Raw genomic sequence first — 24,562 nt, 5'->3', positions numbered from 1 at the left:
TGCTGGTTCGTCGGACAGTGTGGCCTACAGCAGCAGTGTCCATGACACCGGACCCGAGGAGCCCGTACATGCCAAGCCCCGCCGACCCCGGCTCCACCCGCCCCGCCGCCGTCACGGGCGAGCGGACACGCCTGGTGGAAGGGCTCATGGAGCGCTTCCCCCACGTGCCGAGAGAAGCCGTCATCAAGGAGGACCTGCTGCGCGGCGGCATGGCGTTCGACGAATCCGCGCTCAGCGACAACGAGAACGGGGACGTGAAGCCGAAGTCGTACTTCATCTTCTCCTTCGACCACGGCACCCTGCCCGAGCTCGGAGCCGCCGCCCTGCGGAGGCCCCCCGAGGAGATCGTGCTCACCGGCGGCCCGTGCGACCTGCGCCGCACCGTGGTGTCGGTGCGCGTCAACCCTGCCTCGCCCTACCGCGTGGCGGCCGGACCCGACGGCATCCTGGGCCTCTGCCTCGACGGAGCCCGCATCTCGGACGTGGGGCTGCCCCCGATGCCCGACTACTACCGGCACACACTCTCCAGCGGCAAGTCCGTGATGGAGGTGGCCCCCACCATCCAGTGGGGCTACCTGGTCTATCTCACCGTCTTCCGCGTCTGCCAGTACTCCGGTGCCAAGGAGGAGTGCCAGTACTGCGACATCAACCACAACTGGCGTCAGCACAAGGCGGCGGGCCGCCCCTGCACCGGGGTGAAGGACGTGGAGGAGGTGTTGGAGGCGCTGGACATCATCGACCGTCACGACACCGCGCGGACGACCACCGCCTACACGCTCACCGGGGGCGCGATCACCTCCCACCTCCAGGGAAAGGACGAGGCCGACTTCTACGGTCAGTACGCCCGGGCCATCGAGGAGCGTTTCCCAGGACGCTGGATCGGCAAGGTGGTCGCCCAGGCGCTCCCCAAGGACGACGTCCAGCGCTTCCACGATCACGGCGTGCAGATCTACCACCCCAACTACGAGGTGTGGGACCGCCGTCTGTTCGAGCTCTACTGCCCCGGCAAGGAGCGTTACGTCGGACGCGACGAGTGGCACCGTCGCATTCTCGACTCCGCGGACGTGTTCGGCGCCAGAAACGTGATCCCCAACTTCGTCGCCGGCGTGGAGATGGCCGAGCCCTTCGGCTTCGCCACCGTCGACGAAGCCATCGCGTCGACCACCGAAGGCCTTCGCTTCTTCATGTCGCACGGCATCACCCCGCGCTTCACCACCTGGTGCCCTGAACCCACCACACCCCTCGGCAGGACGAATCCCGACGGCGCACCCCTCGGGTACCACATCAGGCTGCTCGACGCGTACCGCTCGACCATGGAGGAGTACGGCTTGTCCTCACCGCCCGGCTACGGCCCGGCGGGAGCGGGCCGCGCGGTGTTCTCGGTCAGCTCGTTCATGGACAGCCTCCCTCCCCAGGGCTGAGGCCGGCCGGCTCGTCCGAGATCCGACCGTGTCGGATGTTCTCCGGCCCGGCGCACGGGCAAGGGCGACGGCGTGGGTGCCCGGACCCGGCTCTTTGCGGGTACGGGCACCCTGTCCGCGCAGGGGTTGCGGGACCTCAGGCGCGCCACTCGGCAGTGCGCTCCGGAGAGGCTTCCGCCAGTGCCTTGGTGATGGCCTCGACGTCGCCCCGGTTTCCGTAGACGGGGGTACCGGGCTGCTGACGCCACGACTCGTCCAGGCCACCCGCGTCCACGGTGTCGAAACCGAGTGCGTCGATCAGGTCCCGGACCACCTGCTTGGCCGCCGGGTCGTCACCGGAGACCGGAAGCGCCTGCCGGCCCGGAGTGCCGTGCGGGACGGCATTGTCGAGGATGTCCTGTGCGTACGTCCCGTTGAACGCCTTGATCACCGGACGGCCTAGCTGCTGTTCGGTCCACCGGCTCTCCGGCAGCCCGTCCTCGATGGCGGGGATCCGCCCGTCGCGCTGCTGCGGGTAGTAGTTGCCCGTGTCGATGAACACCGCGCCGTCCGCCGCTCCGTCGAGGATGCCCGAGGGCAGGCCGGGGACGGACTTGAGCGGAACGGTCACCACCACGATGTCCGCGCCGCGCGCGGCTTCGGTGGAACGGACGGCCGTGGCTCCCGTCTCCTCGGCGAGCGCTTCGAGCGTCTCCGGCCCGCGGGAGTTGGCGACGGCGACGTCGTGACCCAGCGCGGTCAGCCGCCGGGTGAGATTGCCGCCGATGTTGCCCGCCCCGATGATGCCGATCTTCATGATTCCGACCTTCCGATGCCGAGTGCGTGAGGTGAAAGGGTCTCGCCGGTTCACCAACCCGGAGTGACCGGACACTATTCCGTGCCGCTGAATCGGTTCTGCGGCTGTGCGGTGGATGGTGGCTCCGCGGGCGGGCACGTATGGACGAGACAAGCGGAATTAGCGTCCCCCACTTGGAGGTGGTGCCCGTGCTGCACGGGGTCGACGTCAGCGCCTATCAGACCGACTTCGACACGGACGACGTGGATTTCGTGTTCGTGAAGGCGACCGAGGGCCGCACCTATGTGAATCCGAGACTGAAGGGTCAGGTGAAGCGCGCCCGTGACGCCGACTGCATTGTGGGTTTCTATCATTTCCTGTGGCCCGGACACGCCAAGGAGCAGGCCGCGCATTTCGTCGAGGGTGCTCCGGACAAGGCCGGCGACCTCCTCGCGGTCGACTGGGAGGAGACGGGCGAGGGCACGCGGGCGAGCAGCGCGGACAAGGACCGTTTCATCCGTGAGGTGAAGAGGCTGAAGCCGAACCACCGTGTCCTCCTCTACTGCAACCGCTCCTTCTGGCGCACCCACGACACAAGCTCGTACGCCGGTGACGGGCTGTGGATCGCGGACTACGGCACGGCCGGCGAACCGCGGGTGGAGGCCGCCTGGCGTATCCACCAGTACACCGACCACCCGCTCGACAGGAACGTGGCCGACTTCCGCTCGCGGGAGGCGATGCGCGCCTGGGCGGAGGGCTGAGGGCGCCCGGAGCGTCAACAGCGGCATCGTGGCTGTCGGCCAGTGGAGTGTCCTTTGCCAGCCACTGGTGCAGTGCGCAGGGAGATGACCTGCGCTGCCGCCGCGGGGAGTCCATCCTGGTCGCCGAGTCAGCAATCGGCCGTCGACCGAAGGAGTGCCGCAGTGACGACGAGGGGCCCCTCAGCATCGCTGGAAGCCGATGCCGCCTATCAGGACGAACTTCCTGTGCGGCGTCGGCAGCCGGGGAACGTGGTCATCCGGTGGCTGACGACCACCGACCACAAGACGATCGGAACGCTCTACCTGATCACGTCGTTCGCGTTCTTCCTCGTCGGCGGTGTGCTGGCCCTGGTGATGCGTGCCGAACTGGCCCGGCCGGGTATCCAGATCGTGTCGAACGAGCAGTACAACCAGGCGTTCACGATGCACGGCACGATCATGCTGCTGATGTTCGCGACGCCGCTGTTCGCCGGATTCACGAACTGGATCATGCCGCTGCAGATCGGCGCGCCCGACGTGGCGTTCCCCCGGCTGAACATGTTCGCGTACTGGCTCTACCTCTTCGGCTCGCTCATCGCGATGGCCGGCTTCCTCACCCCGCAGGGTGCCGCCGACTTCGGCTGGTTCGCCTACTCCCCGCTCACCGACACCGTCCACTCGCCCGGGGTCGGAGCGGATCTGTGGATCATGGGTCTGGCCTTCTCCGGATTCGGTACGATCCTCGGCTCGGTCAACTTCGTGACCACGATCATCTGCATGCGTGCGCCCGGCATGACGATGTTCCGCATGCCGATCTTCGTGTGGAACGTCCTGCTGACCGCCGTCCTGGTCCTGCTGGCCTTCCCGGTCCTGGCCGCCGCACTCTTCGCCCTGGAGGTCGACCGTAAGTTCGGCGCCCACGTATTCGACGCCGCTAACGGCGGCGCGTTGCTGTGGCAGCACCTCTTCTGGTTCTTCGGCCATCCAGAGGTCTACATCATCGCCCTGCCGTTCTTCGGAATCGTCACCGAGATCATCCCGGTGTTCAGCCGCAAGCCCATTTTCGGTTACGTCGGACTGATCAGCGCCACGATCGCCATCGCGGGGCTCTCCGTCACCGTCTGGGCGCACCACATGTATGTGACGGGCGGCGTACTCCTGCCGTTCTTCTCCTTCATGACCTTCCTCATCGCGGTCCCCACCGGTGTGAAGTTCTTCAACTGGATCGGCACCATGTGGAAGGGCTCGCTGTCCTTCGAGACACCGATGCTCTGGTCGATCGGATTCCTGGTGACGTTCCTCTTCGGCGGTCTCACCGGGGTGATCCTCGCGTCCCCCCCGCTCGACTTCCACGTCTCGGACTCGTATTTCGTGGTGGCGCACTTCCACTACGTCGTCTTCGGCACCGTGGTCTTCGCGATGTTCGCCGGATTCCACTTCTGGTGGCCGAAGTTCACCGGCAAGATGCTGGACGAACGGCTCGGCAAGATGACCTTCTGGACGCTGTTCCTGGGATTCCACGGAACCTTCCTGGTGCAGCACTGGCTCGGCGCGGAAGGCATGCCGCGTCGTTACGCCGACTACCTCGCGGCCGACGGCTTCACCGCCCTGAACACGGTCTCCACGATCGCCTCGTTCGTGCTGGGCCTGTCGATGCTGCCCTTCCTCTACAACGTGTGGAAGACGGCCAAGTACGGCAAGCAGGTCGAGGTCGACGACCCCTGGGGCTTCGGCCGCTCCCTCGAATGGGCGACGTCCTGCCCGCCGCCGCGTCACAACTTCCTGACGCTTCCGCGGATCCGGTCCGAATCGCCGGCGTTCGACCTGCACTACCCGGGGATCCGGGCCATCGAGGACGCGACGAACCTCCCCTCCGAGTCCGTCACGGTCGCTCCCGGGGACAAGCAGGAATAGAGACCGGGGATCCGGCCCGTGGAGAGGAGGAGGGTGTGAAACCCGACAAGGAGAGTGCGCGGGGCCTGGCCCAGGTGGAGGGCTACCTCCTCTGGAACGCCGAGGTCGACGAGGCGCGCCGACAGGCCCGACGTTTCACCGACGCACTGCCCTGGCTCACCACCGCCCAGCGTGAGGACGTCGAGCGCGTCTACGTCACGGACAGGGTGGCGGTCTGCCGGGACACGCTCACGAGGATCGCCGGCCGCGCCGTCGAACTCCGGGGCGAGTACGCCGCCCGATACGACCGGCTCAGGGCCCGTTGCGTGGCCCTGTCCGTCCTCACCGTCGGCGCGGTGGGGGGCACCTGCGCCGCGCTGACGGTCATCAGCCGCTGACGCCGCGCCATCGGGCGCCCGGTTCCGCACCGGGCGCCCGAACGCCGCCCCGTGAGCTCAGTGGCGCAGCAGACAGAACGGATGCCCCGCCGGATCCGCGAAGATCCGCCAGCCGCGCGAGTCCGCCCCCCTGTCGAGCGGTGTCGCCCCGAGACCGAGGACGAGCTCTTCCGCGCGGTCCAGGTCGGGGACACCGAAGTCCAGGTGGAACTGTTGCGGGCGGGCGGGGTCCGGCCACTGCGGGGGCCGGTGGTCCTGGACCCGCTGGAAGCAGAGGACGAACCCGGTCGGGGTGTGGACCGTCGCCCAGTCGTCGCTCAGGGCCCACCGCTCGTCGGGCCGGTCGGCCACTCCGCCGAGCAACTCCGCGTAGAAGCCGGCCAGCAGGCCCGGGTCGGAACAGTCCAGCACCACGCACTGCAGTTCAGCGGACATGCGCCGGATTGCAGGTTCACCTGGAGCTGCGGTCACCGCGCGGGAAGCGCCCGCGCCAGGTCGAGTTCGCACAGCCGGCGTTCCAGCAGTTCCGCGTGCGAAGGGGGAAGTTTTGACGGCGTGTGGTCCAGTTGCACCGCACAGGCCGTCGTCGTGTCGATCAGGCGCTCCAGGGCTTCCGCCACACTTTCGGACCCGGCGGAGTGCCGTGCCACCGCCGGGAACTCGGCTGCCGACAGGTCGATGGCCGTACGCGCAGCCGCCAGCGAGCGGTAGGCGTCGCGGCGCAGATCCCCCTTCTCGCCCTGCTCCCGGGGCGAGTTCAGCACATACCCGAGATACCGGTGGGCGGCGCCCGCAGCCGTGTCGAGCGCGGCCCGCACGGAGTGGCCCCGGCTTCCCGGAAGCGGGAGGTGCCCGACCAGCAGCACCGTCGCGCAGGCGAGAAGGGACTCAACCACCCGCCCCCAGCCGGCGGCGGGTCCCCCGCCCAACGGGACCAGTGAGAGCACGAGGACGGTGACGACCGATGTCTGGAGCGCGAAATGGCGGGTCGCCACGGGAAGCAGCGCGCCGCAGAGCGCCACCACCGCGACGAGGGGGAGCGGCCCCGACACGACCAGTGCGAGCAGGCCGAACACCGCCGCGCCCACGACCGTACCCGCGGCGCGGCACAACACCCGCGAGGCCAGAGGACCCAAGTCGGGCTTGACGAGGAACACGGTGGTGGCGGGCAGCCAGTACCAGTGCTCGTGGTGCAGAAGTTGCGCGACGACTGTGCTCGTCGCGCAGCACACCGCGACCCGCAGCCCGTACTCCCGTCCCGCACCGCTGCCGGCCCGCCGCAGAGCGGCGGAGAAGGAGAGCCTTCTCGGCGTACCCGGGGGAGCCCCGGCGGGGTGGTCGAAGACCGTCGCGGCCCGGAGCAAGGCATCGTCCAGAGCGCGCAGCCCGGCGTCCGTCCGCGCCGGTGCGGGGAGCGGGCCGCACGGCTTACCGGTGCGCACGGCGGCTGCCAGCCTGCGAGGGCCCTCCGCGATCCGGGCAGGCAGCGGAATCCCGGCCCAGGCCAGCGCGGTCGCGGCCTCGGCCAGGGGAAACGCAGCCGCGTACCGGGCGTGCAGCCGACGCTCGGCGGCCGAGCTCGCACCACGCCGCAGCCGGGGCCCCGCCAGCGCGTCCTGAGCCTGATCCAGTGCGCCGCTCAGCGCGGCGCGCGCGGCGAGGGCCCCCGGCCCGCCGACCGCCCGCAGGAGCCGTGCCGCGGCTTCGTACACCGCCGCAACAGCCTCGCGTTCACCGTCCAGGTGATACGGCCCGTTACGCAGACCACCCGGCGACGGCAGGAGCAGCCGGAGCAGAAGGAGCCAGCCGGCCCCGGCCAGGAACAGCAGCGCGCGCACCGGCCCCGGTTCCGGCAACGGCATGCCCGCCCCGATCACGGCCGCGACCAGCAGCTGAGTGCCGCACGCCGACGCGACGGGGCCCGTCGAGCTGACGGCACCCGCGACCATCCCCAGGAGCCCGAACACCAGCGGCAGGACGACCAGGGACCTGCCGTCCCCCTCCGCGGCCGTGATCATGGCGCCCAGCAGCAGGCCGGCCGAGCCCGACAGGGCCGGGAGCCCCAGCCGGGTGACCGAGGTCCGGCGGCTGCCGGGACGGTCGTTGATGCCCGCCAGCATGGCGCCGAGTGCGGCCGGGACGCCTGCGGTGGGTCGCTCGGCGAGTACCGCTACGAGCAACGGCAGGGCGGCCGGACCCCCGCGCATGACCGCACTCCACGGGACGGGTCCGCGCTGGGCCCGGAGCACGTGAGCGAGCCAAGGAGGCAGAGGACGGCAGGGAGCAGGGAAGGCGGGCAACCGGTCTCCTGAGTGCGAGGGCAAGACGTCGTACTGCCGGCGGACGCCTTCGGCCTGGGCACTCGCCCAGCGTAGATCCTTCAGGTGCCGGAGGTGCTACCCGCTCGTTTCAGCCACGTGACGGCCGCCCGGTCGCACGCTGCGCGTCAGAGTGCGGCACCGAAGTTCTGTGTCCAGACCGGGCCCCCGGACGAGTCCTCCCTGCCGATCCCGATCTCCTTGAAGGCGCAGTTGAGGATGTTGGCCCGGTGCCCCTCGCTGTTCATCCAGGCATCCATCACCGCCTCCGGGGTCTGCTGGCCCTTCGCGATGTTCTCGCCGTACGTGCTCCACCGGTACCCTGCCGCGGTGATCCGGGCACCCGGGTCCGTGCCGTCCGGCGAGGTGTGGGAGAAGTAGTCCCGCGCCACCATGTCGGCCGAATGCCGGGACGCGGCTGTCGTGAGCTTGCTGTTGCTGCTCACCGGCGAACAACCCGCCTTGGATCGCTCGGAGTTGACCAGCGCGATGACCTCGTCAGCGACCGAGGGCGCGGCCGGGGGCGGCTTCGGTGCGGCCGCGGGCGCGGAGGGCGGCGTGCGCGGCTTCGGCACCTTCCGGGGGGTCGGCGACGCGCTGCGGCTCCTGGACGCGGACGGTTTCACGGACGGGGACGGCGACGGCGAGGCCGACGAGGGCGTCGGCGAGGGCGGAGCCGGAGGGGATTCCGGAGCCGTGGCCGCATCGGACGGGCCGCTGAGAGGGGAGACGGCGGTCGCCGGCCCTTCATCGTCGTCGTCCGTGTAGAGGTGGACGGCCGCCCCGCCCGCCCCGAGCACGCTGACCGCCACCAGCCCGGCGACGACGGTGGTGCGCCGGCGCCGCCGCGCCCCGGTCCGGCGCCGTTCCGCCCGCCCGGGGCCCGAAACGGCGGTGGCCCCGGCCACCGGCAGGAAGGCCGTCGCCAGGGTGTCGCCCGCGGTGCCCGCGACGGACGCCGCCACGGGCACCAGCGCGAGCCCGACCAGAAGACCTTCCGCCGGAACCAGGCCCGACCGGTGCCCCGCGCACACCGTGCACTCACGTGCGTGACGGGCCAGACGCTTGCGCCAGAGGGCGGACGGTGTTCCGTCCCACCGGGCCGTGAGGTCCTCGAGGAGGACACAGCGTGGTTCGGCCGTGAGGGCGCGGACCACGACCCGGGCGGCCTCGAGCCGCTCCTTCATCCGCTGGACGCGCACAGCGGTGTGCTGGGGTGACAGGTCGAGGGCGCACGCGACCTCGGCCCGGGTCAGCTCGCCGGCCGTCTCCAGCCACCAGAGCGACACCAGCTCCCGGTCCTCGTCGTCAAGCCACCGGGTTGCCTGGGCGGCCTCACGGCGCTGTCCCGTCAGGCCCAGCCGGACGATCGTCAGCTCGACGAAATCGGCGGCGGGGTCGACGACGTCGTAGGCGTCCTCCATGGGGTCCGCGGATATGTCCCCGGACCTGCGCTGACGCCAGTGCCCGCGTATCTCGTTCATGGTGATGGCCACGAACCAGGACCGGAAGCTCTTGGGGGAGCGGAGTGAGGGCAGGCCGTGGAGCATGCGCAGCACGCTCTCCTGGACCACGTCGTCGACATCGGTGTGCCCGTTGAGCGCGCGGCCCACGATGTTGTAGACGAGCGGCAGGTAGGACGCGACGAGCGCGTCCTGTGCCTGCGGGTCCCCTTTCTGGGCCGCCTTGATCAACGCCGTCTCGCGTGCCTCGCCCATGCTGTGCTCACTCTTCCGGGGTCCTGTTCCGTCACTTCCCACACTCGGGAGACGCTGTGCGGCGGGGACGATAACAGTAATCCGGTCACATGCTCGAGATCCGCTCCCGGTTCCGTGCTCGCGCGGACCCGCCGGCCCCGCCCCCCCCGTGATGCCGGCGGCCGTCGGACCCGGCATCGCGGATCGCCGGGCAGCGAAAGCGCCGCCCTGCCGGAGCGGGCGGCGCCTGGGCCGGTCGGGAAAGGATCAGGAACGAGGCGGGTTGTCCCTGTCGGCGTCGCTGCCGAGCTGCTGATTGAGCTTGTCCTGGCCGGTGTCGACGTGCTTGGCGTACTTGCCCCCGGTCCGGTCGTCGACCATGTCGCCGGATTTGTCGACACCCTTCCCGGCCTGGTCCTCGTGGCCCTTCAGCATCTTCTTGATCTTGTCCATCGCGGACATGGCGCGTCCTCCTCGGCTCGGCTTCCCCCACCCGTCCAGGGTCACCGCACATCGCCCTACCCGCATCCGCGAGCCCGCCGTCGCGGTCCCGAGAGCGCCCCGACGTGTGAAGGGTCGCTGGCTGGGCACATACCGGGTTACCTGGAGGAGGTGGTGGCCGTGGGCCGCATCCAGATCGTCCGCCGTCCGCAGCCCCCCACGGGGCCGCCCCCGCTCGACCTGCGCACACCGTCCGGCCGGCCCCTGCCGTACTGACCGCCCGCTGTCCCGGACGCGTACCGGCTCCTCGCGGACGAGGTGTGCGTGAGGGGCCGACATGAGCGATGACCGACACCAGTCCCCCGACCGGCTGCAAACGGACCGTGCGCACTCCGCCCGCGTCTGGAACTACCTGCTGGGCGGCAAGGACAACTACCCCGCCGATGCCGAGGCCGGCGAGATGATCATCGACGCCTTTCCCGGCATCGCGGGCATCGCGCGCGATCAGCGGGCCTTCCTCGCACGCGCCGTGCGCCACCTGGCCGGCGAGGCGGGAGTCCGGCAGTTCCTCGACATCGGAACCGGCCTGCCCACCGCGAACAACACCCACGAGGTCGCGCAGTGGATGGCCCCCGAGTCGAGGGTCGTCTACGTCGACAACGACCCGCTGGTGCTGACCCATGCCAGGGCGCTCCTGACCAGCACCCCTGAGGGCGCGTGCGCCTACGTGGACGCCGACGTACGCGACACCGCCCTCGTCCTGCGGGAATCGGCCAGGACCCTCGACCTCGGCAGACCGGTGGGCCTGACACTGCTCGGGATCATGGGACAGCTGCCCGACGAAGCGGATCCGTGGGCCCTGGCCAGGCGCCTGCTGGCGGCACTTCCGTCCGGAAGCTACCTCGTCCTCGCCGACGGCACCGACACGAGTGACACGATGGCGCGGGCGATCGAGGCGTACAACGCCCGTTCCGCGAGCTCCTACCACCTGCGGAGCCCGGCCCGGATCGCCGAGTTCTTCCACGGACTGGACATGGTCGAGCCGGGTGTCGTCCGGACGTCGGAGTGGCGGCCCGACCCGGGCCGGGGGACGGACCCGCGGCCGAGTCACGCGGTCAGCGGCGTCGGACGCAAGCCCTGAGACGCCCGACCGGCGGAGCGTAAGCTCCGGAGGCATGATCGACCAATCGGCGCACGCCCCGGCAGCCCGGCAGACCAACTGGGCCGGCAACATCACCTTCGGCGCGAAGCGGCTGCACACACCTGCCACGGTGGCCGAGCTCCAGGACATCGTGGCCGCCGCAACCACGGTGCGGGCGCTGGGCACGGGCCACTCCTTCAACACGGTCGCCGACACCACGGGCGACCTCGTCTCCGTGGCAGGGCTGCCCCGTTCCGTCGAGATCGACGGTGACGCCGCGACGGCGACCGTGAGCGCCGGGCTGCGCTTCGGGGAACTCACGGCCGATCTGCACCGCAGCGGGTTCGCCCTGCACAACCTGGGCTCGCTGCCCCACATCTCCGTGGCCGGTGCATGCGCCACCGGCACACACGGCTCAGGGGTGGGCAACCGCGCCCTCGGCGGCGCGGTGAAGGCGCTGGAACTCGTCACCGCCGACGGAAGCCTCGTCTCCCTGGAGCGGGGAGACGCCGACTTCGCGGGCGCCGTGGTCTCTCTCGGAGCACTGGGGGTGGTGACCCGCCTGACCCTGGACCTCGTGCCCGCGTTCGATGTCCAGCAGTGGGTGTACGAAGGGCTCCCGCAGGACGGGCTCCTGAGCCGGTTCGACGAGGTGATGTCCGAGGCCTACAGCGTCAGCCTGTTCACCGGATGGCACGGCGGGGCCATCGACCAGGTGTGGCTCAAGCGGCGGGTCGACGACCACGGGCCCCGCCCCGCCCCGCAGACGTGGCACGGAGCGGAACTCGCCGGCAGTCCCAGGCATCCGGTGCCCGGCATGGCAGCCGGACACTGCACGCAGCAGCAGGGCGTCCCCGGTCCCTGGCACGCGCGCCTGCCCCACTTCCGGCTCGAATTCACCCCCAGCAACGGCGACGAACTGCAGTCCGAGTACTTCGTCGACCGGCAGGACGCCGTGGCGGCCTACGAGGCCCTGGACGGGGTCCGGGAACGCTTCTCGCATCTGCTCCAGATCGGTGAGATACGTACCGTGGCCCGCGACGATCTGTGGCTCAGTCCGGCCGAGGGCCGGGACTCGGTGGCCTTCCACTTCACCTGGGTGCCGGACACCGCCGCGGTGACGCCCGTCCTCGGGATCATCGAGGAAGCTCTCGCTCCCTACCGGGCCAGGCCGCACTGGGGCAAGGTGTTCACGACTCCGCCCGGCACGCTGCGGGAGCTGTACGGCCATCATGCGGACTTCGAGCGGCTGACCGGCCGTTTCGACCCCGCCGGCACGTTCCGGAACGATTTCCTGGCGCGCCACTTCCCCCGCGCCACCTGAGGTTCCGGCGGAACCCCGACGGCGTTCAGCCGGGCTCGCCCTGCGGCGCTCCCGGCCGGCCCTGCTTCGCGGGCCCCGGTGCGAGTTCCTCCACGAGGGCGGCCAGCTCCTCGCACGCGACCTCCGTCTCGTGCCGGATGTTGTTGTGCTCCGTGACGATCGCGGCCAGCAACAGTGCGGTGAGGGCCACGCAGCCGTTGAGGATGCACAGGTTGAACATGACCTCGAGCACCGAATGACGGGCGAACGGCCCGGCCGAATCGGTGCCGGCGATGATCGCCACGACGGAGATCAGGAGTGCGCACGGGGCGCTGCCGGGCAACTGGAAACGCAGGGCCGCCCAGATGAGCACCGGAAAGACGAGGTAGAGCATGGACAACGTGCTCATGGTCGCGACGACCGTCGTCACGACCGTCACGACCGCGAGTGCGGTGGCCTCCGTCCACCTGTCGCCCAGCCGGGGCCGGCGCACTCTCCGCAGGACCAGCAGCAGGGGGGTGACCGTGAGCACACCCATCGCGTCACCCGCCCACCAGGCCGACCAGACCTGCCAGAACTGGTCAACGGGGAGACCACCACTGAGCCACTGGACCCCCGTGCCCACCGTGGCGCTGATGGTCATGCCACCGAGGGCGCCGAGGAAGACGAGGGCCACCCCGTCGCGCAGGCGGTCCAGTTCCGGACGGAACCCCACGGCGCGCAGCGCCAGGAACGAGCACAGCGGGGCCAGCGCGCTGCCCGCCGCGACGGCGACCCCCCAGAAAGTGGGGCCGTCGCTCATCGAGAGCACCGTGACCAGGGCGCCGATGGCGATCCCGGGCCAGATGCGGGCACCCAGATACAGCAGGGCCGCGACGGCGATTCCGGACGGCGGCCACAGCGGGGTGACCACCGAGCTCTGCACCTCGACCTGGCGGAGCAGTCCGAGCTGTCCGGACGCGTAGTAGACGGCGGCGATGCCCAGCATCTGCGCGACGATCACGGCACGGCGTCTGGTCTTCTCGCTGCGGATCACGCACCTCATCAGACACCGCGCGCGGCGGCAGGCCCTCGTGACACGCCCTGTCCGGTCGCCGACGCAGTCAGCCCGCGGCGGCGCCGTGCCGCAGTACGAGGACGGCGGCGTCGTCCTCGTGACCGGTGAACTCGGCCGCCTGAAGCACGCGGTCCGCCAGCTCCTCGGCGTCGGCGAGCGAGTGGTCGCTGACCAGGCGCCTGACGCGTTCCAGGCCGGCGTCGATCGTCAGTGACGGGCCCTCGACGACCCCATCGGTGAGCAGGACGAACGCGCCGTCCACATTCAGGTCGCGCCGGGTCACGGGGTAGTGCTGATGCGGCTCTATGCCCAGCGGGAGGCCCCCCGCGTCCGCGGTGATCCCCGAACGGCCGTCGGCGGTCGCCCACACGCAGGCGACGTGGCCGGCGCGGGCGCTGCGCAGTTCCCGGGTTCCGGGGTCGAGGCGGAGGAACGAGCAGGTGGCGAAGAGTGTGGAGTCCATGGACATGATCAGGTCGTTCGTGCGACGCATGACCTCTCCCGGATCGGGGGCCGAGCTGGCGACGGCGCGCATGGCGATCCGGATCTGCCCCATGAAGGCGGCTGCCTCGACGTCATGCCCCTGGACGTCGCCGATGGCGAGCCCGAGTGTCCCGTCCGGGAGCAGGAATCCGTCGTACCAGTCGCCGCCGATGTCCAGCCCGTCGCGGGCGGGGGCGTAGCGGGCGGCGGTCCGGAGGCCGGGGAAGGAGGGAAGCGTCGCGGGCAGCATCTTGCGCTGCAGGGCCTGCGCCAGCTCGACGCGCGCCTGGTGCAGTTCCACTTCCTGCCGGGCGCGGGCAGTCAGATGCTGCAGGGTGCTGAGCAGGTCCTCGGCGCTCGCCGACCGGGGAGTTCGACGCCGGTTCATGGGCCGCTCCGCGTTGCGATAGTCCCTGCATCATATTTCGGAGGCGAAACTCCGGCGAGTGCTGCCCGGATGTCCCGGCCCCAGGGCGTCGCGAGCCGGGTCAGCCCGCGCGTCCGAGCGATGCGGTGAGCCGCCCCAGGGTGTCCTGCAGGGCGAGCACCTCCTGCACCGACAGGCCCGTGGCTCTCAGGATCGACCGGGGGACCGGCAGGGCCCGCTCGCGCAGGAGGACGCCGGCGTCGGTGAGGTGGACCGTCACGGAGCGTTCGTCCTCGGCGCTGCGCTCGCGTCTGACGAGACCGGCTGCTTCCAGGCGCTTCAGCAGAGGTGACAGCGTGCCGGAATCCAGGTGCAGCCGCTCACCGATCGCCTTGACCGGCAGCGGTCCGCGCTCCCACAGGACCATCATCGCGAGGTACTGCGGATAGGTGAGCCCCAACTCCTTCAGGGCTTCCCGGTAGACGCCGCCGAAGGCGCGGGAGGCGGCCTGCAGCGAGAAGCACACCTGGTGGTCCAGGCGCAGCATGTCGGCGTCCGGCAGGTCGGGAGCAGGGGCGGCGGGTGGTGGCGTCATGGCCCCAGGATAGCGCGCTGCCCATCATTTACTTGTGCACAATTGAATTGTGTGTCACTCTCATGCGGGTGATCGGTCCGCGGTCACCGTCGTACGAGAGAGAGGTCTCCCCATGGACGCGCTGTACACCGCTGTCGCAACCGCCAACGGCCGCGAGGGCCGGGCAGTGAGCTCGGACGGCCGCATCGACATGGCGCTGGCGATGCCTCCGGCCCTCGGGGGCAACGGCGAGGGCACCAACCCGGAGCAGCTTTTCGCCGCCGGTTACGCAGCATGCTTCGCCAGCGCGATGAAAGAGGTCGCCCGCGAGATGAAGGTCGACACCAAGGACGTCTCCGTGACGTCCGAGGTCTCGATCGGCAAGGACGAGACCGGTTTCGGCCTGGCGGTCGTCATGCGTGTCGAGCTGCCCGAAGCTCTCGAGGGCGAGACCGGCCGCCGTCTGGTCGAGGCGACGCACGCCTTCTGCCCCTACTCCAAGGCCACGCGCGGCAACATCGAGGTCGAGCTCGTCATCGAGTGATCGAGCAGCGGACCCCGGTTCCCCCGCCCGTCCCGGGCGGGGGAACCGATCGTGCAGGGGAGACAGGAGTCGAACCTGCGGCATCCGGTTTTGGAGACCGGCGCTCTGGCCTCTGAGCTACACCCCTTCGGTGCGGACAGCCTCGCAGTCGCCGCCCCCGGCGACAACCGAGTTCTTCGCCGGCCGGGGCCGGTCGCCGGGGTCCGCCCTGAGGCGGCAGGCGGACGACGCGTACACTCGACTCCCGTTTCCGCTGATTGGCGGGCATAACCGATCGATAGGCAGTTTCACGTGAGTTTCGCAGAGGCAACCGACGCGCCGATCTACGACGGGCTGGTCGAGGAGCAGGGCGACGTCCCGGCCGAGGTGCGGCGGGTGGCCGAGGAGACCCTGCTGGAGGTCGACCGCGTGCTCGACTTCAGCACGATGCGGGTCGCGGCCACCACGCGTTAGGCCTGGTCCGGGCTGCGGCGGGCAGAATCAACCGTGGTATCCACTGGTTCCCACCGTACGGAGCGTCGCGTGACCATCAGCCTGCACGGCTCGGCAGTCGTTCTGTTCCAGGGGGACAGCATCACCGACGTGGGCCGGCTGATGGACCCGGGCGAACCTCTCGGCCGCGGTTACGTCCGCACGGCGGCCGACCTTGTGCGATCCGCCCGCCCGGACGACGCCATCACGTTTCTCAACCGGGGTGTCTCCGGCGACCGCGTCTCGGATCTGCGCGCCCGGTGGCGTGAGGACGCAACGGATCTCGAGCCGGATGTGGTGTCCGTCCTGATCGGCGTGAACGACACCTGGCGCCGCTACGACTCCGGCGAGATCAGCACGCCTCAGGCGTACGAGGACGACTACCGCGACATTCTCACCCAGGTGCGGGAGAGGCCGGACACACAGCTCATCCTCATCGAGCCGTTCCTGATCCCGGTGCGGGAGGAACAGTGGGCATGGCGCGAGGACCTCGATCCCAGGATTCGGACGGTCCGCAGGCTGGCCGAGGAGTTCGACGCGGCGCTGCTGGCCGCCGACGGGCTGCTCAACCAGGCGGCGCGCGCCGCGGGCGGCCCCGAACACATCGCCGGTGACGGAGTCCATCCGACCCCGCTCGGGCACGCGCTGCTGGCCGAGGCATGGGTGGCGCTTGTCGGACTGTGACCGTCGGACGCGGGGCGGACGACGTGCTGGAGCGTGGCCGAGGCATGCGCGTCACCGATGCCCTGAGCAGTTCGTGGGGCTGGTGGGGGCCCGACGGCCACTAGTATCCTCGCCGTCCGTGCAACCGCGTGCAATTGCATCTGAAATTGCATCCGAGGATGTCAGCAGGAGACATCTGTTCACCCCGCGCGGGCGGGCGCCGACAGTCGCGCCAGCGAGGAACCGAGCAGACGGCCGAGAAGGAATGAACCGCATGCAGCACATCGACAACGGCGTTCCCGCCAACTCCCTGACCGGCGTGGTGTGGAGGAAGAGCCATCACAGCAACCCCAGCGGCAATTGTGTCGAGATGGCCCTGCTGCCCGGCGGCGAGGTCGCGGTACGCAACTCCCGGTACCCGGAAGGTCCGGCACTCGTGTACACCGGTGACGAGGTGCGCGCCTTCCTCGCCGGCGTACGGGACGGCGACTTCGACAGCATGGCCGGCTGACGGACCGACGACTGCGGGGGAGGGCTCCGCGGAGTCGTCGGCCGAAACCAGGCAGCGCGGACAGGCCGAAAAACAACCGCACTTCGCGCGACCGACCCCCTCCATGAGCTCCTGATGGCAGACTGGCGCCATACGTCCGCCTTCAGGAGCCCGCATGCCCGGCATCGAACCGCTGCAGCCGTCACGGAGGCCCACGCTCGCGTCGGCCTCGGGGGCGAGTCCCACCGCACTGCGTCTGGTCCTGGGCGCCCAACTGCGGCGGCTGCGAGGCGAGGCGGGCCTCACGCCCGAGGCCGCGGCCGGCCGGATCCGGTGCTCCACAGCCAAGATCAGCCGCATGGAGACCGGGCACTCGCCGTGCAAGGAGCGCGACGCCGTCGATCTCCTGACGCTCTACGGCGTGACCGACCCGGCCATGACCGACGAGTTCATCGGCCTCGTCCGCAGGGCCGGGCAGCGCGGATGGTGGCGTACCTACGCCGATGTGCTCCCTGACTGGTTCGAGCCCCTGGTGGGCCTGGAAGAGGCCGCGGCGTCCATCCGTACGTACGAGGGCCACTACATTCCGGGTCTCCTGCAGACCGCCGCCTACGCCCACGCCGTGGTGCGTTCCGGGCACGCCCTCGAATCCGAGGAGCTAACCCACCGCCGGGTCGAACTACGCCTCAGAAGGCAGGAGTTGCTCCACCGGCCGGATGCGCCGAAGCTCTGGGTGCTGCTGGACGAGGCTGTGCTGATGCGCCCGACGGGCGGCGCCGCCGTGATGCGGGAGCAACTGGTCCATCTGCTGGAGATGACGGAGCTGCCCCACGTGATCGTGCAGGTGGCTCCCTTCGACGTGACCGCCCACACCTCTCCGGGCAACGGAATCACGTACCTGCGCTTCGCGATGGAGGGGCTCCCCGATGTCGCGTACATCGAGCACCTGACCAATGCCACGTCCGTCAACAAGCAGGAGAGCACGGACGAGTACCGGTGGATCCTGGACTCCCTGAGTGCCCAGTCCCCGAGTCCGGCGGTGAGCAGGGAACTGCTGAGGCGGGCGCTCGAACGGTACACCTGAGCGCCCGCCTCACCCCCGGCGCATCGTCCGGAGGGACGTCACCACTTGCGGCCGACGCCGCCGTACTCGATCCACTCCCGGGTCTCCTGCTTCGGTGCGAGGTCCGAGTCCGGCCGCCACGTGGAGACTTCGACCAAACCGGGTTCCAGCACGTCCAGGCCTTCGAGGAATCCCCGTACGTCGTCCTCGCGGCGCACGCGCCCCCACTGGTTCCCGGTGCTCCTGGCCATGAAGTCCGTGACGAAGTCGCGCGTCGCCGCATCCTCGCTCACCAGCTGACATACCACCAGGAAGCTTCCCGGCGCGAGACGTTCCGCCACACGGCGGATCAGTCCCGCCGGATCGTCCTCGTCCGGGATGCAGTGCAGCACGGACACGAACAGCGCGGCCACCGGTTCGTCGAAGTCGATCAGCCGGGTCACCTCTGGGTGGCCGAGGATCCCCTCGGTGTCACGCATGTCCGCCTGGATGACCGCCGTCCGGTCGTTCTCCTCCAGTATGGCCCTGCCGTGGGCCAGGACGATGGGGTCGCTGTCGATGTAGACGACCCGGGCGCCGGGATCCACCAGCTGGGCGACCTCGTGGACGTTGTCCTGGGTCGGCAGGCCGGATCCGTGGTCGATGAACTGGCGGATCCCGTAGTCGGAGGCCAGATGGCGCACGATACGGCGCAGGAACCGCCGGTTGTTCACCGCGAGGACCTTGGTACTCGGCACCACCTCGAGCAGCTGCTCGCACGCGACCCGGTCGGCGGGGTAGTTGTCCTTTCCGCCCAGGTAGTAGTCGTACATCCGCGCGACGCTCGGCACGTTCACATCGATGTTCTTCGGAATGGAGGTGTCCCCGTTGCTCATCCAGTTCCCCGCGGTTCAAAGAGAAGAAGTCGGTGTCCGTGAGCGCCCATGCTAGGTACCCCGTCGAGCGGCTGACAGCCCACGGGGGAGTGAGGCAAGACCCCAGGGCGGGGAATCAGCCAGCCGGTATGCGTGCAGGACACCCGCCCGATCCGGACAACCGGTGCCGAACGGAAGCCCAGAAGTCGCTCCCGGAGCAGGGCCCCGGCAACTCTGCCTGATAGACGGCTTTTTGCCGTACGGGGACAGGGGTGCCGCACGAAGGCGGCAGTCGCTGGGGCGGAAGTTCAACGCGGCTGGAAATCGACGTCCGCATCCTTTTCGCCCCGGCCGTCACAACCGAGAGCGGGCAACCGGGCTCCGCGTCGGACGATCGGCGCTCGAGTCCGGCCCACTATCGTGGGCACCATGTCCGCCCCTGAGCTGATCCGTATCGTGTCGCGCGACTCACCCATGGCCCTGGCCCAGGTCGAGCGTGTCCGGGCCGAACTGGCCGCACTCCACCCCGCCACCGCCACGGAGGTGGTTCCCGTCCGGACCACCGGCGACAAATGGCTCGGGGATCTCTCGAAGGTCGAGGGCAAGGGAGCCTTCACCAAGGAGGTCGACGCGGCCCTGCTCGCCGGGGACGCGGACCTCGCGGTCCACTGCGTCAAGGACATCCCGGCCGACCGCCCGCTGCCGGCCGGGACGACGTTCGCCGCCTTTCTCGAGCGCGACGACATCCGCGACGCCTTGATCCATCCCGGAGGCCTTACGCTCGACCAGCTCACCGACGGCACGCGGATCGGTACCTCTTCCGTCCGCCGCGTGGCCCAACTGGCCGCCTCGCACCCGCATCTGGAGTGCGTCCCGTTCCGCGGCAACGCCAACCGCCGACTGGCGAAGCTCGCCGAGGGCGAGGTCGACGCGCTTCTCCTGGCAGCGGCCGGCCTGCACCGCATCGGTCGCCCCGACGTGATCAGCGACCTCCTCGACGTCGAGACGATGTGTCCGCCGATCGGGGCCGGAGTCCTCGCCCTGCAGTGCCGGGAGGACGACACGGCGACCATCGAGGCCGTGACCGGGCTGAACCATCCCGGTACCTACCGGGAGATCACAGCCGAGCGCATGTTCCTCCACGTGCTTCAGGGCCACTGCAACTCCCCGATCGCGGGCTACGCCACGGCCCACCGCAACGGTGACCTCTCCCTGAGGGCCTGTGTGTTCACGCCGGACGGCAAGACGGTGCTCAACGCCCACGAATGGGCCGGCCCGCTCGATCCCGCCACGCTCGGTACCTCGGTAGCCGTCGCCCTGCTGCGCCAGGGGGCACGGGAGCTGATCGACGGTATCGCCCACTGAGAGGCGCCACGGCTGCGGGGGAGGCTCATCGGCCACACGGGGCGCCCGGCCGCTGCCCCGACGGACCGTCCGGGCCGACAGGGGATCCTGGCCGGTAACGGGTGCCGTCCACCGCGCCGGCCGTGGCCGGCGGCGCGGCTCTCGAGCCGCAGCGCTTGGCCCCGGAATCCGGCCAGGAGCGGTTCGCGGCGGCCGGAGCCGGGCCGGAGACACCCGATTGCAGGATCAATTCGCCTGACCGGCTGCCGGGAGGCCGGCGAGCACGGATTCTGGGAGGCAGCGCCATCACGGGTTGGCCGCACCGCGTCCGCACCCGTCATGTGAAAGGAGAACCCATGGCCCGGTTCGAGGCGACGGTGGAGATCGACCGCCCTGTCGGTGAGGTGTACGCCTTTCTCGCCGACGGTGAGAACGACAAGAGGTTCAGCCCGCGTGTGCAGAGCATCTCCAAGACACCGACCGGCCCGACGACGGCGGGCACCGTCTTCCGGAGCACGGTGAAGGACGCGGGGATGACGACGCAGCGGGAATTCCGGATCAGTGAACTCGCCGCGCCGACGCGGATCCGCTGGCAGGAGCAGTCGTCGAACCTCGTCACGGTCAAGGAGGGCGGCTACGACCTCGAGTCCTTGACAGATGGTCGAACGAAGGTGCGAATCTTCAATGACCTGGAGGGCCACGGTCTGGGCAAACTCCTGGTCGGTTTCGCCGCCTCCGCCGCGCGTAAGGACGCTCCCGCGTTCGGGCAGCGGATCAAGGCGGCGGTGGAGGCGTCGTGAGCGACCGTTGCGTCCAGGTGCGCGCAAGGCAGAGATCCGGCGGAAGCAGGGTCGCGCCATGCACGTACTGAGCAGTCGTATTCTGCTGAGGCCCCGCGATCCGGAGGTTTCCCGCGAGTTCTACGGGCGCACCCTCGGGCTCGCCGTCTACCGGGAGTTCGGCACCGGTCCCGAGCGTGGGACCGTGTACTTCCTCGGCGGCGGTTTTCTCGAGGTGTCGGGCAGCTCGGACACCCCGCCGACCGACACGCTGCGGCTGTGGCTGCAGGTCGCCGACTGTGCCGCAGCGCACGAGGAACTGTCACGGGGCGGGGCGCACATCCTCCGTCCGCCGGTCCAGGAACCCTGGGGGCTGATCGAGATGTGGATCGCGGACCCGGACGGGCACCGCATCGTGCTGACCGAAGTCCCCGCGGATCACCCGTTGCGCTTTCGCCCGTGACTGCGGCGTCATCTTCCGCCCCGACCCGTAGTCCGGACGGACCCCGCGCGTCGGGACGTGTGGGTGGTCGCTGCGTCCCTCATGTCGACGTCGGCTCGGCGCGCGGCAGTTCGGCCTGACGTACCGCCGCGGACCCGAGTGCGATGAGTGCGCCGAGACCGGCGAACGCCCCGCACCCCATGAATACGGGAGCGGCCCCCCAGGCCCCGATGGCCGCACCGACAAGGGGGTAGCTCAGTGGTGCCAGGCCGAGGACGCTGAGCATCACGACCGATGTCACCCGGCCCAGATAGGCGGGGTCGGCCGCAGCCTGCACGAGGGCGCTGCCCAGAGTTCCGCAGATGCCCATGGCCACGCCCACGGTCGTGGCCAGCGCCACGGCGAATGGCAAGCTCGGTACCAGTGCGATGGCGGCCCCGCCCACGCACCCCACGGGTAGCGTACCGATGAAGAGCATCCCGGCCCGCGGCAGGCTTCCGGCGATGGTGAGCAGCGCCGCGGCGGCCGCGGCGCCTGTCCCGAAACCGCTGATGATCCAGCCGTAGCCCGAAGGCCCCCAGCCGCGCTCGCTGTTGAGCAGCACCATGCCGACGTTGAGCGTTCCGGTGAGCCCCAGTTCGCTGATGGCGGTGACCGCGACAAGGGGGCCGATCAGACGATGGCGGCGCACATAGCGCAGCCCGTCCATGAGGCCCGTACCCGTGGTGCTTGCCGGTGCCTCCGCGTCGTCGCGCCCCGCGAGCGGACGGAGCCGCATCGTCAGCAGGAGTGGCAGCGACAGCGCGAAGAGCAGTCCGGCGACGGCGAAGGTGACAGCCGGGCCGCCCAACCCCATGGCCAGACCGCCCATCGGCGGTCCTACGATCTGACTGAACCGCATCGACAGTGATCTCATGCCGGTCACGCGTGTGAGCTGGTCCGGCGTCGTTATCCGCGGTGGCAGGGCCCCCACCGCGGGCACGAACAACGCATCGACCGCGCCGAACACCAGGGCCAGCGTCACCAGGATCCAGACCGTGGGTGCGGCCGTCGCCACGAAGGCCGCTACGAGGAGAATGAACAGGCACCGCACGGCGTCACCGGCGATCACCACCCGGCGCAGGCCCCATCGGTCGGCCGCCACCCCGCCGCCCAGCATGAGCAGGGCCCTCGGCAGTGCGCCGGCGGCCATCACCAGGCCGACCTCGGTCGGCCCCGCCACCTTCTGGGCCGACCAGCCGAGTGCCACGAAGTACACGCCGTCGCCGACGAGGGAAAGCGTGAACGCCGTCAGCCATCGAAGGACATTGCCGTCGCGGTATGCGGGCCGGAGTTCGGTGGGCCGTTCGTGAGCGGTCATGTCCAGGGAAGTCATCAGCTTCTCCTTTGAGTCGGGGTCGGAGGAGGTTCAGGGCCGGAACGGGAAGCCGTACATGTGCACAGCCACCCGCTCTCGCCCGTCGGTCTCGCCGGCGGTCTCCGCTGCCTTGCCGCGCTCCCGCCAGCGCCGGGACAGCTCCATCAACTCACTGTTCATATCGGCCAGTTCGGAGGGAGTGAGGGCGAACAAGTACTCCGAGCTGAAGGCGGCGTCCGACCATTCCCCGCCCCAGGCGCCCGCCTGGTCCAGATAGGTGCGGTACAGGGCGGTGCGGCTGTCCATGATGCTTCGGGTCACCGCGCCCAGGACGGCTGTGCCCTCCGGCGTCTGCCTGAAGTCCGAGTCCCGGAAGCCCCAGCCCTCCTCGGACGCCACCTGCCACCACCGCTCGCGCCCGTCGGTACTGCCGACGGCGGCCCCGGCGACGAAGCCGTGTTCCGCCAGCTTGCGCAAGTGATAGCTGACCAGGGACGGAGCCTGGTCGACCTGTTCCGCGAGCTGCGAGGCGGTTGCGGTCCCGGCTGCATAGAGGAGTCGGTAGAGCTGCATCCTCAGAGGGTTCGTGAAGGCCTTCAGTCGGGAGAGGTCGGTGATCTGCTCAGGCGTGGGCTTCGGCTGCATGGCGTCAGCGTAGGTATGCAAGTTAATTTGCGCAATAAAAATTTCACAGTTGGAGCCCGGGATGGGACGGGTGAACTCGGCTGTACGGACGTAGATGTGACGCTTAGTCGGCTTTTGGCGGTATGACGGTCTCGTGCGGGGTGAGGTACGGAGAGAGGAGGCGGCCGGCTGTGGCAGCTGGGTGCCTCCCGACAGCGCTCACGTGCCGCGCGCCGACCGCGTGCCGGCCATCACCGTTCAGCCGGGGCCCGGACGCAGCCTGCGGTCGGCCCCGGACCGGCCGATGCCCAGGTTCAGGAGCGTGGAGAGCTCGGAACCGCCTGACGTATCCGGGAAGGGTCCCTCGGCGGTCTTCATCACGGCTCTCCGTGCCGTGGACGTATCACCCCAGCAGAATCTCCGAGTTGGGCCTGAACCGAGACAGGTTCTCCTGGGCGCAGGTCTGGTCGGGGTCTTCAGGGCCGGAGAAGTAGAGCGAGTCCGCCGTGCCCGTCATCACGTCCAGGAGATACCTGCTGCACGAAACAGGAGCCGCTTCCCAGAGGGGGCCTCGTCCCTCATTGAGGATGACAGTCCACTCCTCGGGTTCGACGCCCTCTCGGACCAGCCAGTACAGAAAGTGCCCCGCGCCCTCCACATACGCCCACGGAATCAGCCGCACGCCGCTCTCATCGAGTTCCGCCGGCCTCCTCTCGCCCGCTTCCCAGAGCTCGTCGAGGATTTCCTCCCGCTCCGCGACCTGGGCGATCAGGTCGTACATCGAATCCGGGCAGTCCGGTTCCAGCAGCCAGATCGTCTCGGCGAACTGACCGCCGCCGTACGTTTCGACCAGCCGCTTGTAGTCGGCAGGCAGGGTGACACCCAGCTCCCCCTCGACGGCCTCCCACCGGACGATGCGGTGCCCCCCGGGAGGCGGCGGACACAGGCGCGTCAGCGGCTCCGTGTGGCGCAAGGTGCGCGCAACGCGCATGTCACTCGGCAGCGCGCTGAACCGAGCCGGTCTCCTGGTGGCATCCAGCACGACTGCCCGCATCCGGTCCCCGACCTGCGCGTGCGGTGTGCCGTCCGACCACCCGGAGGGGTGCTTGGCCTGATCGATGAAGCCTTCGTGGCCTTCGGCAAGGACAGTTGCGCCCACGGGCGCCACTCCCGTGACCACGACGTCGTATTACTGATGTGCTGCAAACATGGCGTACACCTTGCCCGAGCCCCGGACGAGGGCGGTGACCGGGGCCGGAGCCGGTCGGTCGTGGGTGGCCGCTGCCGGGTGGGGAAGTGACGCCCGTGCCGGAGGCCGGCGCG

The 24,562-nt window shown here is 69.9% G+C and carries 26 protein-coding genes and 1 tRNA gene; 14 read left to right on the top strand and 13 right to left on the bottom strand.

The features are described 5' to 3' along the window. Positions 1 to 68: 68 nt before the first annotated feature. Positions 69 to 1,421, top strand: coding sequence for a radical SAM protein (locus OG206_RS02530; RefSeq protein ID WP_327111707.1), 1,353 nt, complete (start codon positions 69 to 71; stop codon positions 1,419 to 1,421). A gap of 136 nt (positions 1,422 to 1,557) precedes the next feature. Here OG206_RS02530 and OG206_RS02525 read toward each other — a convergent pair whose 3' ends face one another. Then, positions 1,558 to 2,271, bottom strand: coding sequence for an NADPH-dependent F420 reductase (locus tag OG206_RS02525; RefSeq protein ID WP_327111705.1), 714 nt, complete (start codon positions 2,269 to 2,271; stop codon positions 1,558 to 1,560). 134 nt (positions 2,272 to 2,405) lie between these two features. Here OG206_RS02525 and OG206_RS02520 point away from each other — a divergent pair, with 134 nt between their 5' ends. The 3 genes from OG206_RS02520 (at position 2,406) to OG206_RS02510 (ending at position 5,227) form a co-directional block, all read left to right on the top strand. Then, positions 2,406 to 2,957, top strand: coding sequence for a GH25 family lysozyme (locus tag OG206_RS02520; RefSeq protein WP_327122157.1), 552 nt, complete (start codon positions 2,406 to 2,408; stop codon positions 2,955 to 2,957). Positions 2,958 to 3,119: 162 nt separating this feature from the next. After that, the gene (ctaD, locus tag OG206_RS02515; protein WP_327111703.1) at positions 3,120 to 4,850 is read left to right on the top strand and encodes an aa3-type cytochrome oxidase subunit I; all 1,731 of its coding nucleotides are present in this window, start codon (positions 3,120 to 3,122) and stop codon (positions 4,848 to 4,850) included. Between the two features lie 35 nt (positions 4,851 to 4,885). Beyond that, positions 4,886 to 5,227 carry a hypothetical protein gene (locus tag OG206_RS02510; RefSeq protein WP_327111701.1) on the top strand — a complete coding sequence of 114 codons (342 nt, stop codon included), beginning with the start codon at positions 4,886 to 4,888 and terminating at the stop codon, positions 5,225 to 5,227. A 57-nt stretch (positions 5,228 to 5,284) separates the two neighbouring features. On the opposite strand, the gene OG206_RS02505 is transcribed toward OG206_RS02510, so the two are convergent. The 4 genes from OG206_RS02505 to OG206_RS02490 form a co-directional block, all read right to left on the bottom strand. Beyond that, the gene (locus tag OG206_RS02505) at positions 5,285 to 5,662 is read right to left on the bottom strand and encodes a VOC family protein (protein WP_327111699.1); all 378 of its coding nucleotides are present in this window, start codon (positions 5,660 to 5,662) and stop codon (positions 5,285 to 5,287) included. Between the two features lie 32 nt (positions 5,663 to 5,694). After that, the gene (locus OG206_RS02500) at positions 5,695 to 7,434 is read right to left on the bottom strand and encodes an FUSC family protein (protein WP_327111697.1); all 1,740 of its coding nucleotides are present in this window, start codon (positions 7,432 to 7,434) and stop codon (positions 5,695 to 5,697) included. Between the two features lie 239 nt (positions 7,435 to 7,673). Then, complete coding sequence (locus OG206_RS02495) at positions 7,674 to 9,263, bottom strand: sigma-70 family RNA polymerase sigma factor (RefSeq protein WP_327111695.1); 1,590 nt, start codon at positions 9,261 to 9,263, stop codon at positions 7,674 to 7,676. 246 nt (positions 9,264 to 9,509) lie between these two features. Beyond that, on the bottom strand, positions 9,510 to 9,704 hold the full coding sequence (locus OG206_RS02490) for an antitoxin (RefSeq protein ID WP_327111693.1): 195 nt from the start codon (positions 9,702 to 9,704) through the stop codon (positions 9,510 to 9,512). A gap of 316 nt (positions 9,705 to 10,020) precedes the next feature. Between OG206_RS02490 and OG206_RS02485 the strand changes: the two genes are divergently transcribed. Both OG206_RS02485 and OG206_RS02480 read left to right on the top strand, forming a co-directional pair. After that, entirely contained in the window at positions 10,021 to 10,824 is an 804-nt protein-coding gene (locus OG206_RS02485) for an SAM-dependent methyltransferase (RefSeq protein WP_327111691.1), read from the top strand. Positions 10,825 to 10,858: 34 nt separating this feature from the next. Continuing rightward, positions 10,859 to 12,148, top strand: coding sequence for an FAD-binding protein (locus tag OG206_RS02480; RefSeq protein WP_327111689.1), 1,290 nt, complete (start codon positions 10,859 to 10,861; stop codon positions 12,146 to 12,148). Positions 12,149 to 12,173: 25 nt separating this feature from the next. Here OG206_RS02480 and OG206_RS02475 read toward each other — a convergent pair whose 3' ends face one another. The 3 genes from OG206_RS02475 to OG206_RS02465 all read right to left on the bottom strand — a co-directional run bounded on the left by OG206_RS02475 (position 12,174) and on the right by OG206_RS02465 (position 14,629). Beyond that, positions 12,174 to 13,163, bottom strand: a complete 990-nt coding sequence (locus OG206_RS02475) for an MASE1 domain-containing protein (protein ID WP_327111687.1) — start codon at positions 13,161 to 13,163, stop codon at positions 12,174 to 12,176. Between the two features lie 67 nt (positions 13,164 to 13,230). Beyond that, a complete protein-coding gene (locus OG206_RS02470) occupies positions 13,231 to 14,055 on the bottom strand; it encodes a PP2C family protein-serine/threonine phosphatase (RefSeq protein WP_327111685.1) in 825 nt (274 codons plus the stop codon). A gap of 100 nt (positions 14,056 to 14,155) precedes the next feature. Continuing rightward, the gene (locus OG206_RS02465; RefSeq protein WP_327111683.1) at positions 14,156 to 14,629 is read right to left on the bottom strand and encodes a MarR family winged helix-turn-helix transcriptional regulator; all 474 of its coding nucleotides are present in this window, start codon (positions 14,627 to 14,629) and stop codon (positions 14,156 to 14,158) included. A gap of 112 nt (positions 14,630 to 14,741) precedes the next feature. Here OG206_RS02465 and OG206_RS02460 point away from each other — a divergent pair, with 112 nt between their 5' ends. Further along, positions 14,742 to 15,152: an organic hydroperoxide resistance protein gene (locus tag OG206_RS02460; protein WP_327111681.1), complete on the top strand. Its 411-nt coding sequence runs from the start codon at positions 14,742 to 14,744 to the stop codon at positions 15,150 to 15,152. A gap of 54 nt (positions 15,153 to 15,206) precedes the next feature. On the opposite strand, the gene OG206_RS02455 is transcribed toward OG206_RS02460, so the two are convergent. Continuing rightward, positions 15,207 to 15,279: transfer RNA gene (locus tag OG206_RS02455), tRNA-Trp, on the bottom strand. Between the two features lie 164 nt (positions 15,280 to 15,443). Here OG206_RS02455 and OG206_RS02450 point away from each other — a divergent pair. The 4 genes from OG206_RS02450 (at position 15,444) to OG206_RS02435 (ending at position 17,860) form a co-directional block, all read left to right on the top strand. After that, positions 15,444 to 15,605, top strand: a complete 162-nt coding sequence (locus OG206_RS02450) for a hypothetical protein (protein ID WP_327111679.1) — start codon at positions 15,444 to 15,446, stop codon at positions 15,603 to 15,605. A gap of 69 nt (positions 15,606 to 15,674) precedes the next feature. Further along, entirely contained in the window at positions 15,675 to 16,307 is a 633-nt protein-coding gene (locus tag OG206_RS02445) for an SGNH/GDSL hydrolase family protein (RefSeq protein ID WP_327111677.1), read from the top strand. Between the two features lie 253 nt (positions 16,308 to 16,560). Then, on the top strand, positions 16,561 to 16,797 hold the full coding sequence (locus tag OG206_RS02440; protein ID WP_327111675.1) for a DUF397 domain-containing protein: 237 nt from the start codon (positions 16,561 to 16,563) through the stop codon (positions 16,795 to 16,797). Between the two features lie 154 nt (positions 16,798 to 16,951). Then, positions 16,952 to 17,860, top strand: coding sequence for a helix-turn-helix domain-containing protein (locus OG206_RS02435; protein WP_327111673.1), 909 nt, complete (start codon positions 16,952 to 16,954; stop codon positions 17,858 to 17,860). A 38-nt stretch (positions 17,861 to 17,898) separates the two neighbouring features. Here the strand turns inward: OG206_RS02435 and OG206_RS02430 are convergent, their stop codons facing one another. After that, positions 17,899 to 18,714, bottom strand: coding sequence for an SAM-dependent methyltransferase (locus OG206_RS02430; protein WP_327111670.1), 816 nt, complete (start codon positions 18,712 to 18,714; stop codon positions 17,899 to 17,901). A gap of 408 nt (positions 18,715 to 19,122) precedes the next feature. Here OG206_RS02430 and hemC point away from each other — a divergent pair, with 408 nt between their 5' ends. The 3 genes from hemC (at position 19,123) to OG206_RS02415 (ending at position 21,279) form a co-directional block, all read left to right on the top strand. After that, positions 19,123 to 20,058 carry a hydroxymethylbilane synthase gene (hemC, locus tag OG206_RS02425; protein ID WP_327111668.1) on the top strand — a complete coding sequence of 312 codons (936 nt, stop codon included), beginning with the start codon at positions 19,123 to 19,125 and terminating at the stop codon, positions 20,056 to 20,058. A 335-nt stretch (positions 20,059 to 20,393) separates the two neighbouring features. Next, positions 20,394 to 20,837, top strand: coding sequence for an SRPBCC family protein (locus OG206_RS02420; RefSeq protein WP_327111666.1), 444 nt, complete (start codon positions 20,394 to 20,396; stop codon positions 20,835 to 20,837). 58 nt (positions 20,838 to 20,895) lie between these two features. Then, entirely contained in the window at positions 20,896 to 21,279 is a 384-nt protein-coding gene (locus OG206_RS02415) for a VOC family protein (RefSeq protein ID WP_327111663.1), read from the top strand. A gap of 79 nt (positions 21,280 to 21,358) precedes the next feature. On the opposite strand, the gene OG206_RS02410 is transcribed toward OG206_RS02415, so the two are convergent. From OG206_RS02410 to OG206_RS02400, 3 genes are all read right to left on the bottom strand, one after another. Continuing rightward, positions 21,359 to 22,633, bottom strand: a complete 1,275-nt coding sequence (locus tag OG206_RS02410; protein WP_327111661.1) for an MFS transporter — start codon at positions 22,631 to 22,633, stop codon at positions 21,359 to 21,361. Between the two features lie 33 nt (positions 22,634 to 22,666). Continuing rightward, a complete protein-coding gene (locus tag OG206_RS02405) occupies positions 22,667 to 23,260 on the bottom strand; it encodes an ArsR/SmtB family transcription factor (protein WP_327111659.1) in 594 nt (197 codons plus the stop codon). 382 nt (positions 23,261 to 23,642) lie between these two features. Beyond that, positions 23,643 to 24,398, bottom strand: coding sequence for an SMI1/KNR4 family protein (locus OG206_RS02400; protein WP_327111657.1), 756 nt, complete (start codon positions 24,396 to 24,398; stop codon positions 23,643 to 23,645). Between the last annotated feature and the right edge of the window lie 164 nt (positions 24,399 to 24,562).

This window comes from Streptomyces sp. NBC_01341, assembly GCF_035946055.1.
GTDB lineage: Bacteria > Actinomycetota > Actinomycetes > Streptomycetales > Streptomycetaceae > Streptomyces.
Note: the sequence above shows the minus strand (reverse complement) of the source record. Positions and strands in the feature narration are given on the sequence as shown.